The organism is Pseudocoprococcus catus (assembly GCF_019734885.1).
Taxonomy (GTDB): domain Bacteria; phylum Bacillota; class Clostridia; order Lachnospirales; family Lachnospiraceae; genus Coprococcus_A; species Coprococcus_A catus.
The window spans coordinates 1-15,687 of sequence record NZ_JAAXCM010000041.1 but is presented as its reverse complement, the minus strand read 5'-3'; the positions used below and the strand labels follow the sequence as shown (position 1 = coordinate 15,687).

Here is a 15,687-nt window from a genome sequence, read left to right as displayed (position 1 = left end):
TGTTATATGCCAGATTTATACATTCAAGAACGCCTCCGGCGTGCTGTCTGCATCAGACATTATCATTACTATCGTTATTCTCATTATTATCCGCAATTTTGTCGATTTCTTCTTCGCGGCTATAAGAACGTTCTTTTCTATAGCCTCTTTCGCGGTTATAATTATTTTCACGATTATAGCGATTTTCACGGTTATAACCGCTTCTTGAATTTCTCTCACGATAATCCTTCTTCAGGGTGATAACAACCTTACGATATGGTTCTTCCCCTTCGCTGTGTGTCTCCACATAACGGTCATTCTGAAGTGCAGAATGGATTACGCGGCGTTCATAAGGATTCATAGGTTCAAGAGATACAGGACGTCTTGTTCTCTTTACTTTATAAGCCAGATTCTTCGCAAGATTCTCAAGCGTTGCTTTTCTTCTTTCACGATAATTCTCTGTATCAACTTTGATACGAATATAAGAATCACTTTCTTTGTTCACAACCAGACTGATGATATACTGCAGAGAATCCAGAGTCTGTCCTCTTTTGCCAATAAGCAGGCCCATATCTTCACCATCAAAAACGATATTCATCGTTCTGTTTTCTTCATCATAGTCTACTGTACTGTTCACACTTACATTCATTGCTTTGAACAGCCTTGCCAGAAAATCCTTCGTATGATCCACAAGGTTAAACTTCTTACGTGCTTTGATCACAGCTGGTTTACTTCCGATCAGTCCGAGAAAACCTGCGCTTCCTTCAGTGATGACTTCATATTCAAGCTTATCGCTTGGCACTTCAAGCTTAATGGCAGCTTCTGAAATCGCATCTTCCACTGTCTTTGCACTTACTTCAATATATTCCATGCGTGTAATCCCCCAAATTAATCGTCATGTCGATTCAGCATATGTGCATATCCGGAAATAGACTTTTTATCAGCCTCTGCACTGTTCTTGTCAACCTTCTTGCTGCCTTTGCTGCTTGAAGAACCTGAACTGCTCTTTACTGCTGTCTTTGAATCGGTATCCCCCTTATTGGTATTGGCAATCTGGGAAATTGAACGACGATCGATATTCTTTGTCTTCATGGCCGCATATTCTTCAAGCTTAGCATTCTGCTCACCGCGTTTTTCAGCTTTCTTTGCAGCCTTTTCTTTATTTGCTTCTATAATTTCATCTACACTCTTATTATTGAAGAATTTATCAATAAACAGATAAATGATTGTTCTGAATACAGCACTTGCAATCCAGTAAAGGCCCATACCGGAAGGAAGTGTGATACAGAAAAATACTGACATCAGCGGCATCATCATGTTCATCGTATTCATGGTGCTGCCCATTGTTGAATCCAGATCCGGTTTCGGCTGATTTCTCTGGGACACTTTCAGGTTCGCCCACTGTGAAACACCTGCAAGGATCGGAATAAGAACACCTGGGAAAATACCACTGATACCCTTGCTGAAAATAACAGGCGCATCTGCGATATTCAGACCACCAGGAAGACTATTCATTCTGATAATCTCTGTAGAATACTGAGAAATTGCATTCACAACATCAGCATTGCCTGAAAATGCATCACTGATTATGCTCCATCCTGTACTTTTAACAACGTAAAGTGCATCAATTACTTTGTCGATATCTGTAATATCAAAGTTTGTAACTCTCAGACTCATTTCCTGAATCAGAGTTGTCATAATATCACCGGCACCTGATGCACTCATGATTGGCTGGGCAATATGTTCATAAATTTCACGTACCGGTTCAACATAAGCCGGAACATTATAGATAACACGATACAATGCGAACAGGATAGGCAGCTGGATCAGCATTGGCAGACATCCGCCTGTGGGACTCGCACCATACTTATCATAAATAGCCTGTGTCTCAGCCTGCATCATACGCATAGACTTTTCATCTTTACGGTTCTGATACTTCTTCTGAACCTTCTGAAGTTCAGGGTTCATCAAAGAAGACATCTTCGAAAACTTCTGCTGCTTGACTGTTAACGGAATCATCAGCACATTGATAACCAACGTAAACAAAATAATCGTCAGACCTACATTATTAATACCGAAAATCTGAAGGAATCGGTAAATGTAGTTCATAATAAAACCGAGGATAATTGCAAAAGGCTTTAAAATGCCCCCGGTCTGTGTCAAAACTAAAATACTCAACGTATTGCCCTCCTTGGTCTATGGAACAGGATCGTAACCACCCTTCGCAAACGGATGACACCTTAAAATCCTTCTGGCTGTCAGATAACTCCCTTTAACAGCACCATACTTCGTAATAGCTTCAATTGCATACTGCGAGCAGGTCGGAATATAAATACAGCATCCCCTTTTCATCGGCGATATATACTTTCTGTAAAATCTGATCATTGCTATTAAAACTCTACTCATTTTGCCCATTACTGCTCTTTTCCAAAACTCTGTGAATACCAGCCACATGTATCAACGCCTTCTCCAGTGTATGATAATCGATGCTCTTTGCATTGACACGAACAATAAAAATGATATCCAGTCCCTTTTTAAAATAATGTTCATTTAAACGATAAATTTCTCTGATCAAACGTGTCAGATGATGTCTGACAACACTATTACCAACCTTTTTACTGACAGATATGCCAATTCTGTTCTTCTCTGTTCCATTCTTCATCACGTACATGACCAGATACTTATTCGCACGTGACTTTCCATTACTATATACAGTTTTAAAATCCCTGTTTTTCTTTAATGATTCTGAAAATTCCATTCTATTCTTCCATTTCTCTCCAAAAAATATGTCATGGTTATCATCGAATCATCCCGAATAAGAAAGAAAAAGGCCACAAATCTGCGGCCTAAGCTGACATCTATGATACCATATCAAACGGTACAATTATGCTGATAAAACTTTTCTTCCTTTAGCTCTTCTAGCTGCTAAAACTTTTCTGCCGTTAGCAGTGCTCATTCTCTTTCTGAAGCCGTGTACTTTAGATCTCTGTCTTGTCTTTGGCTGGAATGTCATCTTCATAGGTATACACCTCCTTTATTTTTCCTGCGTAGTCTATATTTTTACAGACTAACGTTATTGTATTATCTAATCTATTCTATTATATTAGTTTGCCACCATTCCGTCAAGTAAAACAATTATTTTTTTTATGATTTTTTACAGCGTTTTCCACGACCTATCGACATATAGGTAACATGTAGATTTATCCACAATTTACTAACTACTGGTTGTGGAAAAATTTTGTTTTTCACAACCTTATCCACAAAAAGTGGATAACTTGTGGATAACTTGTGGATTAATACAGGATAACTACCAGATTTTCAGTGTTTATGCACCTTTAAAGGATGTGAATAATTTGAATAACTTATACACAGATTATTTTTTTCCACATTTTTCGACTATTCTTATGTAAACCTCTGGGGCATTTTTTCATTTTATACACACTGGTGGATAAAAGTTATCCACAATTTCCACACAAGATTTCGTCAAAAGCATTGTAAAAAAATTTAAAATGTTATAAAATATTTAGTAAGTAAACTATAATTAGGGGGATTATCGTGATTAATAAAATTCGAGAAAACTGGGATCAAATACTGGATATTATGAGAATTGAGCATGACATTTCTCCCGTTGCTTTTAACACATGGATTAAACCTTTAACTGTCTATTCTGTCGAAGGTCATACGATTACCATTCTCGTCAACAACGAACTGGAGCAAATGTGCAGCTATATAAAGAAAAAGTTCGAACAGCCTCTGAAAGTCACTATTTCAGAGTATTTTAATGACGTTTATGATATTCATATCACGACCAGTGAAGAACTTGGCAAAATTGAGGCCAACCAGACTGTAGAGCCGGAGAAAAAACCTGCTGCGTCGATCATTACTAACAAAACGCTGAATCCTAATTACACATTTGACACTTTCGTCGTTGGTAAAAACAATGAACTTGCCCATGCAACAGCTCTGGCTGTCGCCTCAGATCCCGGAGATTACGGCAATCCATTGTTCATCTATGGTGGTGTAGGACTTGGAAAAACACATTTAATGCATTCCATTGCACATTACATTCTTTCCTACAACCCTGATTACAAAATTATTTACACAACAACAGAAACCTTCTCCAATGAACTGATTTCAGCCATCAAGAACAAAACTCAGGAAGCATTTAAAAACAAGTACCGGAATATTGATATGCTTCTGATTGATGATATCCAGTTCATTGCCGGCAAAGACAGTACAATGGAAGAATTTTTCCATACATTTAATACCTTATATGAAAATAAGAAACAGATCGTTATTTCATCCGATAAACCACCAAAGGATATCGTCGGTGTTGAAGACCGTCTGATCTCACGATTCAAAGTCGGACTGACTGTTGATGTTCAGCCGCCGGACTATGAAACACGTGTTGCTATCCTTGTAAAAAGAGCAGAACTTGAACATATTAATATAGAAGTAGATGCTCTCCATTATGTTGCTGATCATATCAGCTCCAATATACGAGAACTTGAAGGTGCACTTCGCCAAATTTATAACTTCTCTCGTTTGAAACATGCTGATAAAATTGATACTGATCTGGCACGGGAAGCTTTAAAGGATATTATTGCGCCGGATGAAGCAAGGCCGATCACTCCGGAAGTTATTATTGAGACTGTAACTGAACATTATAATTATAAGGTAACAAAAGATGATATTCTTGGTAAAAACCGCAGCCGTGATATCTCATATCCTCGTCAGATTTGTATGTATCTTTGCGAAAAATACACCGGTCTTTCGCTGGCAGCCATTGGTGCTGCTCTGGGCAATAAAGATCATACAACCGTTCTTCATGGTATCAAAAAGATTAAGACAGATCTCGAGAAAGATGAGCAGCTGCGCAGTACTATCGATATTATCACCAAGAAATTAAACCCTCCAAAGTAGCATAAACTCTGGATAAAACGAGTTTTCCACCGAATTTCCACAGGAGTTATCCACAATTTGTTGATGGGTTATTCGCGCTGTGAATAACCTGTGGATAGTACAGTGGACAGCCGGTGGATACTCATTTTTTACCTTTCCCGCGAAGCGGGACGCGATTTTAAAAATTGTGGAAAAACACCATGTTATCCTGATTTTTTCCAATAGTTATACACAGTCATTTCATTAAAAAAGCCAGCATTTATCAAGGGTTCCGCGCTTATCCACATTATAAACGCCCCCTACAACTACTACAACATTATCATTTATATATTTATGTATATGCACTCCTCTTTTTTTTATGACTACAACTTTTGTGGATAACACCACCTTTATATAGAATATACGAAAGGATGTATCAACATATGAAAATCATTTGTAATAAATCAGCATTGCTGACAGGTGTGAATACGGTATTAAAAGCAGTACCTGCAAGAACAACAATGCCTATTCTTGAATGCATACTGATCGATACAACTTCTGGGGTCATCAAATTAACAGCCAATGATATGGATCTTGGTATTGAAACAACCATTGATGGCGATGTGCTTGACAAAGGATGTATTGCTTTGGAGGCAAAATTGTTTTCTGAGATTATCAGAAAACTCCCTGACAGTGAAGTTACCATCGAAACAGACAGCAATAATAAAGCACTGATTAAATGTGAAAAAGCAAAATTCAACATTGCCGGTAAAGATGGTGAAGATTTTGTGGCTTTACCTGAAATCGAAAAAAATCATTTTATTACACTTTCCCAGTTTTCATTAAAAGAGATCATCAGACAGACGATTTTTTCAATTGCTGATAACGAAAGTAATCGAATGATGTCCGGTGAACTTTTGCAGATTGATCAGGATCAACTGCGTCTCGTATCTCTGGACGGACAGAGAATCTCTATCCGTAAAATTACACTTAAAGAATCTTATGATCCGATCAAAGCAGTTATTCCTGGAAAAACATTGAATGAGATCAGTAAGATTTTATTCGGTGATATGGAAGATGATGTCCGTATTTATTTTACCGACAGACACGTGCTGTTTGAATTTGATCAGACAGTGGTTGTATCACGCCTTCTGGAAGGGGAATACTTCCAGATTGACAAGATGATTTCCAGTGATTACAATACCAAAATAACCATTAACAAAAAAGAGCTGCAGGGATGTATTGAACGTGCGTCTCTTTTGATTCGTGAAAGTGAAAGAAAACCGATTATTATCAATGTAACAGATGGTTCCATGGAGATGAAGATACAGTCGGCCATGGGTTCCATGAATGAAGATATTGATATCAGCAAAGAAGGACGGGATATCATGATTGGATTTAATCCGAAATTTATCCTGGATGCACTGCGTGTTATTGATGATGAGGAGATTACCATGTATCTGGTGAATCCAAAGGCACCTTTTATCATCAAAAATGATGAACAGTCTTATATCTACCTTGTTTTGCCGATCAGTTTCAACATGTAATTGTTCAGAGTCAAGCATCATCTCATAAAGCTGACATAAAATGTGTTGCATTTTGTCAGTTGCTTGACTCAAAATATACAGGAATAAATAAGGAGTAGAATGATGCAGACATTTGGATTAAAGGATGAACATATTAAACTTGGACAGCTTTTGAAAGCAACCGGTCTGGTAGGATCCGGCGTGGATGCCAAGATTGTTGTTCAGGAAGGACTTGTGAAAGTCAACGGTAAAGTTTGTTATATGCGCGGCAAAAAAATCGTGTCGGGTGATATTGTTGAATTTGAAAATGAAAAGATAGAAGTTGTATAGAGTATGTATGTAGAATCGCTGGCATTGGAGAATTACAGAAATTATGCACATCTTTCAGTTAATTTAAGTCCGGGCATTAATATTTTTTTCGGAGATAATGCTCAGGGAAAGACGAATGTGCTGGAAGCACTTTATATGTGTGCAACAACAAAGTCCCACAGGGGCAGTCGGGATCGTGAAATTATTCGGTTTGGTGAAGAAGAAGCTCATATTCGGATGCTGCTTTCCAAGGAGCATGTACGGCATAAGATCGACATGCACCTGAAGAAGAATAAATCAAAAGGGATTGCCATTGATGGCATTCCTATCAGAAAATCCGGGGAATTGTTTGGTCTTGTGCATATGATCTGTTTTTCACCGGAAGATCTGGCCATGATTAAAAATGGCCCGGGGGAGAGACGACGCTTTCTCGATCTCGAATTGTGTCAGCTGGATAAAGTTTATCTACATAATATTTCCAATTACAACAAAATTGTGAACCAGAGAAATAATCTTCTCAAGCAGATAGGTTTTGATTCTGCATTAAAGGATACACTTGATATATGGGATATGCAGATGGTGAATTATGGCAGAAAAGTCATTGAGACAAGAAAACTGTTTATTGCGCAGTTGAATGAATGGCTGGAGCAGATTCACGGAAGGCTCACCGGCAACAGAGAAAAGCTTCAGCTTGTTTATCAGCCGAGTACAGAGCCGGAGGATTTCGAGCGTGCACTGTTATCCAGAAGAGAGCAGGATATCCGGATGAAAATGTCAGGAACAGGACCGCACAGAGATGATTTTCTGTTTATGGTCGGAAATGTGGATATTCGCAAATTTGGTTCACAGGGGCAGCAGAGGACAGCAGCATTGTCCCTGAAACTGGCTGAGATTGAACTGGTGCGTCAGAGTATCGGGGGTGAACCGGTATTATTGCTGGATGATGTTTTGTCGGAACTTGACAGTTCCAGACAGAATTATCTGCTGGACTGCATTAAAGATATTCAGACCGTGATCACGTGTACGGGTCTGGATGAATTTGTCAATCACAGATTTAACATAGACCGCATCTTTAAAGTGACGGATGGAACAGTTGATTTTGTCAATGAGGTAGTAGGATAAAGCAGGAGGTTTGAGATATGAGTGAAGGATACGGCGCAAGTCAGATTCAGATATTGGAAGGGCTTGAAGCAGTTAGAAAGAGACCGGGTATGTATATTGGCAGTACCTCAGCGAAGGGACTTCATCATCTGGTATATGAGATTGTTGACAATTCCGTCGATGAGGCCCTTGCCGGTTACTGTGATCATATTGAGGTGACCATTAATAAAGACAATTCCATTACAGTTGTCGACAACGGACGTGGTATACCGGTCGGTATACAAGCAAAAGCCCATAAACCAGCGGTAGAAGTTGTATTTACCATTCTTCATGCCGGCGGTAAATTCGGCGGCGGCGGATATAAGGTATCCGGCGGACTTCATGGTGTCGGTGCATCGGTTGTTAATGCCCTGTCCGAATGGCTTGAAGTCAATGTTTATGTAGATGGTTATGAATATTATCAGCGTTATGAACGCGGTAAAGTCATGTGTGAACTGCAGAAGATCGGTCCGACAGAGAAGAGAGGAACAACGGTCCATTTCCTGCCGGATAAAGAAATATTTGAAGAAACAGTTTTTGATTATAAAGTACTGAAACAGCGTCTGAGAGAAATTGCTTTTCTGACAAAGGGACTTCGTATCTCTCTGACAGATGTCCGTGAGGAAGAGCCGATTTTGTCCTCTTTCCACTATGAAGGCGGTATCCGCGAGTATGTGGCTTATCTGAACAAGGCCAATACACCGCTGTATGATGAGATTATTTACTGTGAAGGTGAAAAAGACGGCGTACTTGTGGAAGTTGCACTTCAGCATAATGACGGCTACAATGAAAATGTTTACAGTTTCGTCAATAATATTACGACGCCTGAAGGCGGTACCCATCTGGTGGGTATGCGAAGTGCACTGACCAAGACATTTAATGATTATGCCAGAAAGAATAAGCTTCTGAAAGACAACGAACAGAGTCTGACAGGTGAAGATATCCGTGAAGGCCTTACGGCCATTGTCAGCATCAAGATCGGGGAGCCTCAGTTTGAAGGTCAGACAAAGCAGAAACTGGGCAACTCCGAAGCAAGAGGAGCCGTTGAGAGTATTGTCAGCGACAAGCTTAGTGTATTTCTTGAGCAGAATCCGGCCATCGGCAAGCTGATTGTGGAGAAATCTGTCATGGCACAGAGAGCCAGAGATGCAGCAAGAAAAGCCAGAGATTTGACAAGAAGAAAAGGTGCCTTAGACAGTATGAGTCTTCCGGGCAAACTGGCAGACTGTTCAGATAAAGATCCTGCGAAATGTGAGATTTACATTGTCGAGGGTGATTCCGCCGGCGGTTCCGCAAAGACAGCACGTTCAAGAGCCACACAGGCCATCCTGCCTCTGAGAGGTAAGATTTTGAATGTTGAAAAAGCACGTCTGGATAAGATTCTTGTCAACAATGAGATTAAAGCCATGATCACGGCTTTTGGTACAGGTATCCATGAAGATTTTGATATCACCAAGCTGCGTTATCATAAGATTATCATCATGACGGATGCCGATGTGGATGGTGCACATATCAGTACACTGCTTCTGACATTCCTTTATCGCTTTATGCCGGATCTGATCCGTGAAGGTTATGTTTATCTTGCAAAGCCGCCGCTTTATAAGATTGAGCGAAACAAAAAGGAATGGTATGCTTACAGTGATGATGAATTGAATGCGATCCTGACAGAGATCGGACGTGATCAGAATAACAAGATCCAGCGTTACAAAGGTTTGGGTGAGATGGATGCGGAACAGCTTTGGGAGACAACCATGGACCCTGAAAGACGTATTCTGATGCGTGTTTCCATGGATGACGCTGAAAAAGTCAGCATCGATGAGACCTTCAGCGTCTTGATGGGTGACAAAGTTGAGCCGAGACGTGAATTTATAGAGAAGAATGCAAAATATGTCAGAAATCTGGATATATAGTAAAGGTTCTGCGTTAAGAATTATGGAGGAAGAGAATGGACGATAAGATTTTCGATAAGATTCATGAGGTCGATCTGAAGGAAAGAATGGAAACCTTCTATATCGACTATGCCATGAGCGTTATTGCATCCCGTGCTCTGCCGGATGTCCGAGACGGTTTGAAACCGGTACAGAGACGAATACTTTACGCAATGATAGAGCTGAATAATGGTCCTGACAAGCCGCATCGTAAATGTGCGCGTATCGTCGGTGATGCAATGGGTAAATACCATCCGCATGGTGATTCATCTATCTACGGTGCACTGGTCAATATGGCTCAGGACTGGTCAACAAGATATCCGCTGGTAGATGGCCACGGCAACTTTGGCTCCATGGATGGCGACGGCGCCGCAGCCATGCGATACACTGAGGCACGTCTCAGCAAAATTTCCATGGAAATGATGGCAGATATCAACAAGGACACTGTTGATTTTCAGCCGAACTTTGATGAGACAGAGAAAGAGCCGGTTGTACTGCCGTCCAGATATCCAAATCTGCTGGTGAATGGTACAACAGGTATCGCTGTTGGTATGGCGACGAATATTCCGCCGCACAATTTGCGTGAAACCATTGACGGTGTCATCAAGATCATTGATAATCGTGTGGAAGAAAATCGTGAGACAACCATCGAAGAACTGATGGAGATAATCAAGGGACCGGACTTCCCGACAGGTGCCATGATCCTTGGCAAAAACGGTATCAATCAGGCTTACCGTACCGGTCGCGGCAAATTAAAAGTAAGAGCAGTGACGGATATCGAGACAATGCCGAATGGTCGTCATCGTATTGTAGCCACAGAGCTGCCTTATATGGTCAACAAGGCAAAACTCATTGAAAAAATTGCCGAGCTGGTAAAAGATAAACGGATTGAAGGGATTTCTGATCTTCGAGATGAATCTAGCCGTGAAGGCCTTCGTGTCGTGATTGAACTGAAAAAGGATGCTAATCCGAATGTTGTACTGAACCAGCTGTATAAACATACCCAGCTGCAGGATACGTATGGTGTGATCATGTTGGCGCTTGTCAATAATCAGCCGATGATCCTGAATCTGAAACAGATGCTTGAACTGTATCTGAAGCATCAGGAAGAAGTTGTGACACGAAGAACACGTTTTGAATTAAATAAAGCGGAAGAACGTGCACATATTTTACAGGGCTTATTAATTGCTCTTGACCATATTGATGAGGTTATCAGCATTATCCGTTCATCGAAAAATGTTGCAGAGGCCAAAACACGGCTGATGGAAACATTTGGTCTGACTGAGGTTCAGGCTCAGGCCATCGTTGATATGCGTCTGAGAGCTTTGACAGGTCTGGAAAGAGAAAAGATTGAGAATGACTACAATGAACTGATGAAGAGAATTGGCGAATTAAAAGCAATTCTTGCGGATGAAAAATTGCTTCTCGGCGTGATCCGCGAAGAAATTAAGCTTATCCGTGATAAATATGGTGATGACAGAAAAACATCCCTGGGCGTGGATGATGACGAAATTACCGTTGAAGATCTGATCAAACGCGAAAATACAGTCATTGCCATGACTCAGCTGGGGTATATTAAACGTATGACCATGGATAACTTCAGAAGTCAGAACCGCGGTGGCCGAGGCATTAAAGGTATGACGAAGCTGGATGAAGACTGCATTACAGAGTTGATGATGGCAAACACCCATGATTATATTCTGTTCTTCACTAATAAAGGCCGTGTATTCAGACTGAAAGGCTATGAGATTCCGGAGGCATCCCGTATTGCCAGAGGTACAGCACTGATCAATCTGCTGCAGCTTGAGCCGGGTGAAAAGGTAACAGCAACCATTCCGCTTGAAAAATATGAGAATGACAAATATCTTTTCATGGCTACAAAGAACGGTATGGTCAAGAAGACGTCTATCATGGAATACATCAATGTCCGTAAGACAGGCCTTCTGGCTATCGGTCTGCGTGAAGATGATGAACTGATCGAAGTTAAGGTAACAGATAAGTCTGATTTGATTTATCTTGTTTCCCAGAAGGGTATGAGTATCTGCTTCAAGCAGGATAATGTTCGTGCAACAGGCCGTACTTCTATGGGTGTCATCGGCATGGATCTGGATGCGGATGATCTGATTGTCGGCATGCAGGTCAGCAGCCAGGGCGAAGCAGTGCTTATCGTATCCGAAAAAGGTCTCGGAAAGCGAACCATGCTGGAAGAATTTAATGTTCAGAATCGCGGCGGCAAGGGACTTAAATGCTATAAGATCACAGATAAGACAGGTCTTGTTGTGGGCGTAAAGTGTGTCAACGCAGAGGATGAGCTGATGATCATTACAACCGGCGGTATTATTATCCGTATGCCGGTAGAAGGCATCTCTATTTTGAAGCGTATCACTTCAGGGGTTAAACTGATCCAGCTGGATGAAGGCTCTGTAGTTGCAAGTATTGCAAAGATCCGTGAAGATATGAAAGACGATGAGGAGACTTCAGTCGAACAGGCAGAAGGTGCTGAGGAGATAGCTGATGTTTCAGAAAATGATTCAGTGGATAATTCTGAGGAAAATGAAAAAGAATAGTGTATAAAGCTTTTGAATTGGGGATAAGTTCCCAAAGAAAAAGCAGAAATGTGGAAAAGGGCCGCAGCATCAGGAAAATGCTGCGGCCCTTTGTTTCGATGTCAGTGAAAGAAAAGAATACTCGGTCATTTGGAATAGTGGCTGACTAGTGTGTGTGGGCGTCGATATATTCAGTTCTTGTCTTGGAGTAAATAATCTTCTGACTGCTGTAAAGGCCATAGTATCCGGACAGCATATAGCTGACAGCAATGGTAATCAGATAATAAGGCATCCCTTCAAAGCCAAACAGTTCAAAGGAAATCAGCAGGGAGGTAATCGGGCTGTTGGTCACACCGCAGAACACACCGATCATACCGCAGCCGGCGCAGAGAGCAGCAGGAAGACCGAGGATTGGACCGATGACACAGCCCAGAGTGGCACCGATAAAGAACGAAGGAACGATTTCACCGCCTTTAAATCCGGCACCCAGGGTAGCTGCTGTAAAAATAATCTTCATCATAAACGCCCATGGCGGAACAGAACCTTCAAAGCAACGGGCGATCATCGGCATGCCGGCACCATTGTAATCATTGGTATGTAAAAGCAGTGTCAGAAGAACAACAATTAAACCACCGACAAAAACGCGAAGATACGGGTTGGCAATGTATTTCTTGTATGTATGCTCGGACAGATGCAGGGCAATGCAGAAGACAACACTGATGACGGCAAAAGCAGCTGCAGCAAGAATTGTCTGAGCAACGGTAAGGGCTGTCAGAGCCGGGAGATCCGTAATCGGAAAAACTTCCGGCATAGCGCCAAAATGTCTGGCCAGCATGGAAGCTGTCAGAGATGAAATAACACATGGTACCAAGGCAGAATAATGCATAATGCCGATGCTGATGACTTCCATGGAAAATACTGCGGCAGCCATCGGGGTACCGAATACAGCTGAGAAACAGGCACTCATGCCGCACATAATCATCAGTTTCTTATCTTTTTCATCAAAATGAAAGGTCTGAGCCAGAAAATCACCGAGACTTCCGCCAATCTGCAGGGCAGCACCTTCACGACCGGCTGAACCGCCGAACAGATGGGTGATCAGCGTCGATACAAAGATCAGTGGTGCTACTTTGACAGAAATATGGTTGTCCGACTGGATGGAGGACAGAACCAGATTGGTTCCTGTATTGTTGTACTGACCGCTTACCCTGTAGAGAAAAATAATCAGCAGACCGGCAAAGGGCAGCAGGTAAATGAGTATGGGGTGAGCGGTTCGGTAGCCGGTCACAAAACTCATGGCATAATAAAAAAGTGTTCCGACGGCTCCTACGAGAAGGCCTGTAAAGATGGCTGTAATCAGCCAGCGGATCAGTAAGATGACATTTTTTACAGATGGGGTAAAAAATGTTTTTAAATGTTCCATGTGGTCTTTAAAATTCATCGTTTTATCTCCTGTTAAAGATTTAGTAAAGATAAATTTATTATAGTGATTGTTGCACTGAAATGCAAGGGAATAAGGGGTTTTGAGCTTATTGACATCAAAAAAACGTCATTATATAATAAATTTATCTGCTTAAAAAGTTACGGAGGAAGCTATGAGAGAAATCAGTTGTAATGCGATTATCAGCAGTATCAAAGAAATGTGTATTCAGGCCACCCATTATTTGTCAGATGACATGAAGTCTGCACTTTATAAAGGTGTGGAGAAGGAAGAATCTCCGCTCGGACGTCAGATTCTGGAGCAGTTGTGTGAAAATCTTAAAATTGCAGGGGAAGATATGATCCCAATTTGTCAGGATACAGGCATGGCCGTTGTTTTTGTGGAAATTGGACAGGAAGTTCATATTGTTGACGGCGGTCTTGAGGATGCTATCAATGAAGGTGTCAGACAGGGATATATTGAAGGTTATCTGAGAAAATCCGTTGTCCGTGATCCGGTTGAAAGAATTAATACGAATGATAATACACCGGCTATTATTCATTATTCTATTGTTCAGGGTGATACATTTAAGATCACACTGGCTCCGAAAGGATTCGGCAGCGAGAATATGAGCCGGGTGGTGATGCTGAAGCCTGCAGATGGTATAGAAGGTGTGAAGAAAGTTATTTTAGAGACAGTTGATCTGGCAGGACCGAATGCCTGTCCGCCTATGGTGATCGGTGTTGGTGTCGGCGGCGATTTTGAAAAATGTGCCATCATGGCCAAGCATGCACTGACAAGGGCAGCAGGCGAACACTCTGATATACCTTATGTACGTGCGTTGGAAGAAGAGATGCTGGATAAGGTAAATCAGTTGGGAATCGGACCAGGTGGTCTCGGTGGAACAGTGACGGCATTTGCGGTTAATATAGAGACATATCCAACACATATTGCAGGATTGCCGGTAGCAGTCAATATATGTTGTCATGTGAATCGACATGTGACAAAAGAATTATAGGAGGCGGCGATGATGGACAGACATATAAAGGCACCATTTAATGAAGATGAAGTGAAAACGCTGAAAGCCGGAGATTATGTGTATATATCAGGTACTATTTATACTGCCAGGGATGCAGCTCATAAGAGAATGTATGAAGCACTTCAGAATGGCCAGGAAGTACCGATGTCATTGAAGGATAATGTTGTTTATTACATGGGACCGTCACCAGCCAGAGAAGGCCGTCCGATTGGTTCAGCCGGACCGACAACCAGCAGCAGAATGGATAAGTATGCACCGCTTCTCATGGATCAGGGACTGAAAGGGATGATCGGAAAAGGAAAACGTTCTGCAGAAGTACGAGAAGCAATTGTAAGAAATGGTGCTGTTTACTTTGCAGCTGTGGGGGGTGCAGGTGCACTTTTGTCTAAAGCAGTTAAAAAAGCAAAGGTGATTGCCTACGATGACCTCGGAACAGAGGCAATCAGAAAGTTGGAAGTGGAGAATCTTCCTGCAATCGTGGTCATTGACAGTGAAGGCAGTTACCTGTATGAGGATGTAGCAAAAAAATATCGAAAAATTTAAAAAAGATGTTGACAAAAGGTTTTAGTACCTGTATAATAACAAATGCTCACTGCAGTGACGGTGAGTGACTGGAGAAATACTCAAGAGGCCGAAGAGGCGCCCCTGCTAAGGGTGTAGGTCGGGCAACCGGCGCGAGGGTTCAAATCCCTCTTTCTCCGTTGGATGTACTTCAGAAAGCTTCAAAAACTTTTAAAAATAAATTAAAAAAGTTCTTGACAAAGTTTGAAAGAAATGATATCCTATAACGGTCGGTGCGAAACACTGACTTAGAGAAAAGAACATTGATAACTAAATAATAGAACAATCCCGAAAATTCCTAAAAAGAATTTTTAAGAACACAAACCAAAGTAAAACGGGAAGAGATAACAGCTAGCTG

Annotated in this window: 14 protein-coding genes and 1 tRNA gene; 9 read left to right on the top strand and 6 right to left on the bottom strand. The window is 41.4% G+C overall.

The features are described 5' to 3' along the window. Positions 1–52 precede the first annotated feature (52 nt). The 5 genes from jag to rpmH all read right to left on the bottom strand — a co-directional run bounded on the left by jag (position 53) and on the right by rpmH (position 2,998). Entirely contained in the window at positions 53–850 is a 798-nt protein-coding gene (jag, locus tag HED67_RS11805) for an RNA-binding cell elongation regulator Jag/EloR (protein ID WP_178437839.1), read from the bottom strand. Between the two features lie 17 nt (positions 851–867). Beyond that, the gene (locus HED67_RS11800) at positions 868–2,157 is read right to left on the bottom strand and encodes a YidC/Oxa1 family membrane protein insertase (protein ID WP_221718420.1); all 1,290 of its coding nucleotides are present in this window, start codon (positions 2,155–2,157) and stop codon (positions 868–870) included. 18 nt (positions 2,158–2,175) lie between these two features. After that, positions 2,176–2,385, bottom strand: a complete 210-nt coding sequence (yidD, locus tag HED67_RS11795) for a membrane protein insertion efficiency factor YidD (RefSeq protein ID WP_215633399.1) — start codon at positions 2,383–2,385, stop codon at positions 2,176–2,178. Beyond that, complete coding sequence (rnpA, locus tag HED67_RS11790; RefSeq protein ID WP_215633398.1) at positions 2,378–2,737, bottom strand: ribonuclease P protein component; 360 nt, start codon at positions 2,735–2,737, stop codon at positions 2,378–2,380. The genes yidD and rnpA overlap by 8 nt, the downstream gene beginning before the upstream one ends. Positions 2,738–2,863: 126 nt before the next feature. Next, a complete protein-coding gene (rpmH, locus tag HED67_RS11785) occupies positions 2,864–2,998 on the bottom strand; it encodes a 50S ribosomal protein L34 (RefSeq protein ID WP_015512996.1) in 135 nt (44 codons plus the stop codon). A gap of 536 nt (positions 2,999–3,534) precedes the next feature. Between rpmH and dnaA the strand changes: the two genes are divergently transcribed. The 6 genes from dnaA (at position 3,535) to gyrA (ending at position 12,330) form a co-directional block, all read left to right on the top strand. Continuing rightward, positions 3,535–4,902 (top strand): chromosomal replication initiator protein DnaA, encoded by a 1,368-nt coding sequence (dnaA, locus tag HED67_RS11780; protein ID WP_221718419.1) that lies wholly within the window; start codon positions 3,535–3,537, stop codon positions 4,900–4,902. A gap of 401 nt (positions 4,903–5,303) precedes the next feature. Continuing rightward, the gene (gene dnaN, locus HED67_RS11775; RefSeq protein WP_215633396.1) at positions 5,304–6,407 is read left to right on the top strand and encodes a DNA polymerase III subunit beta; all 1,104 of its coding nucleotides are present in this window, start codon (positions 5,304–5,306) and stop codon (positions 6,405–6,407) included. A gap of 102 nt (positions 6,408–6,509) precedes the next feature. Further along, positions 6,510–6,716, top strand: coding sequence for an RNA-binding S4 domain-containing protein (locus tag HED67_RS11770; protein ID WP_015512994.1), 207 nt, complete (start codon positions 6,510–6,512; stop codon positions 6,714–6,716). Between the two features lie 3 nt (positions 6,717–6,719). After that, entirely contained in the window at positions 6,720–7,817 is a 1,098-nt protein-coding gene (gene recF / locus HED67_RS11765) for a DNA replication/repair protein RecF (RefSeq protein ID WP_221718418.1), read from the top strand. A gap of 17 nt (positions 7,818–7,834) precedes the next feature. Further along, entirely contained in the window at positions 7,835–9,745 is a 1,911-nt protein-coding gene (gene gyrB, locus HED67_RS11760) for a DNA topoisomerase (ATP-hydrolyzing) subunit B (RefSeq protein WP_117528540.1), read from the top strand. Between the two features lie 35 nt (positions 9,746–9,780). Then, positions 9,781–12,330: a DNA gyrase subunit A gene (gene gyrA, locus HED67_RS11755; protein WP_221718417.1), complete on the top strand. Its 2,550-nt coding sequence runs from the start codon at positions 9,781–9,783 to the stop codon at positions 12,328–12,330. A 145-nt stretch (positions 12,331–12,475) separates the two neighbouring features. Here the strand turns inward: gyrA and HED67_RS11750 are convergent, their stop codons facing one another. Next, positions 12,476–13,750: a chloride channel protein gene (locus HED67_RS11750; protein WP_221718416.1), complete on the bottom strand. Its 1,275-nt coding sequence runs from the start codon at positions 13,748–13,750 to the stop codon at positions 12,476–12,478. A gap of 154 nt (positions 13,751–13,904) precedes the next feature. Here HED67_RS11750 and HED67_RS11745 point away from each other — a divergent pair, with 154 nt between their 5' ends. The 3 genes from HED67_RS11745 to HED67_RS11735 all read left to right on the top strand — a co-directional run bounded on the left by HED67_RS11745 (position 13,905) and on the right by HED67_RS11735 (position 15,469). Further along, on the top strand, positions 13,905–14,747 hold the full coding sequence (locus HED67_RS11745; RefSeq protein ID WP_221718415.1) for a fumarate hydratase: 843 nt from the start codon (positions 13,905–13,907) through the stop codon (positions 14,745–14,747). Between the two features lie 12 nt (positions 14,748–14,759). Next, complete coding sequence (locus HED67_RS11740) at positions 14,760–15,311, top strand: Fe-S-containing hydro-lyase (RefSeq protein ID WP_221718436.1); 552 nt, start codon at positions 14,760–14,762, stop codon at positions 15,309–15,311. A 70-nt stretch (positions 15,312–15,381) separates the two neighbouring features. Next, positions 15,382–15,469, top strand: a tRNA-Ser gene (locus HED67_RS11735). Positions 15,470–15,687 lie beyond the last annotated feature (218 nt).

What these genes read in the sequence shown, in the direction of transcription:
- gyrA (WP_221718417.1), top strand. Translation starts at nt 9,781, where the DNA reads ATGGACGATAAGATTTTCGATAAGATTCATGAGGTCGATCTGAAGGAA.
- HED67_RS11750 (WP_221718416.1), bottom strand. Translation starts at nt 13,750, where the DNA reads ATGAATTTTAAAGACCACATGGAACATTTAAAAACATTTTTTACCCCA.
- yidD (WP_215633399.1), bottom strand. Translation starts at nt 2,385, where the DNA reads ATGAGTAGAGTTTTAATAGCAATGATCAGATTTTACAGAAAGTATATA.
- HED67_RS11740 (WP_221718436.1), top strand. Translation starts at nt 14,760, where the DNA reads ATGGACAGACATATAAAGGCACCATTTAATGAAGATGAAGTGAAAACG.
- dnaN (WP_215633396.1), top strand. Translation starts at nt 5,304, where the DNA reads ATGAAAATCATTTGTAATAAATCAGCATTGCTGACAGGTGTGAATACG.
- HED67_RS11770 (WP_015512994.1), top strand. Translation starts at nt 6,510, where the DNA reads ATGCAGACATTTGGATTAAAGGATGAACATATTAAACTTGGACAGCTT.
- gyrB (WP_117528540.1), top strand. Translation starts at nt 7,835, where the DNA reads ATGAGTGAAGGATACGGCGCAAGTCAGATTCAGATATTGGAAGGGCTT.
- HED67_RS11745 (WP_221718415.1), top strand. Translation starts at nt 13,905, where the DNA reads ATGAGAGAAATCAGTTGTAATGCGATTATCAGCAGTATCAAAGAAATG.
- rnpA (WP_215633398.1), bottom strand. Translation starts at nt 2,737, where the DNA reads ATGGAATTTTCAGAATCATTAAAGAAAAACAGGGATTTTAAAACTGTA.
- rpmH (WP_015512996.1), bottom strand. Translation starts at nt 2,998, where the DNA reads ATGAAGATGACATTCCAGCCAAAGACAAGACAGAGATCTAAAGTACAC.
- recF (WP_221718418.1), top strand. Translation starts at nt 6,720, where the DNA reads ATGTATGTAGAATCGCTGGCATTGGAGAATTACAGAAATTATGCACAT.
- jag (WP_178437839.1), bottom strand. Translation starts at nt 850, where the DNA reads ATGGAATATATTGAAGTAAGTGCAAAGACAGTGGAAGATGCGATTTCA.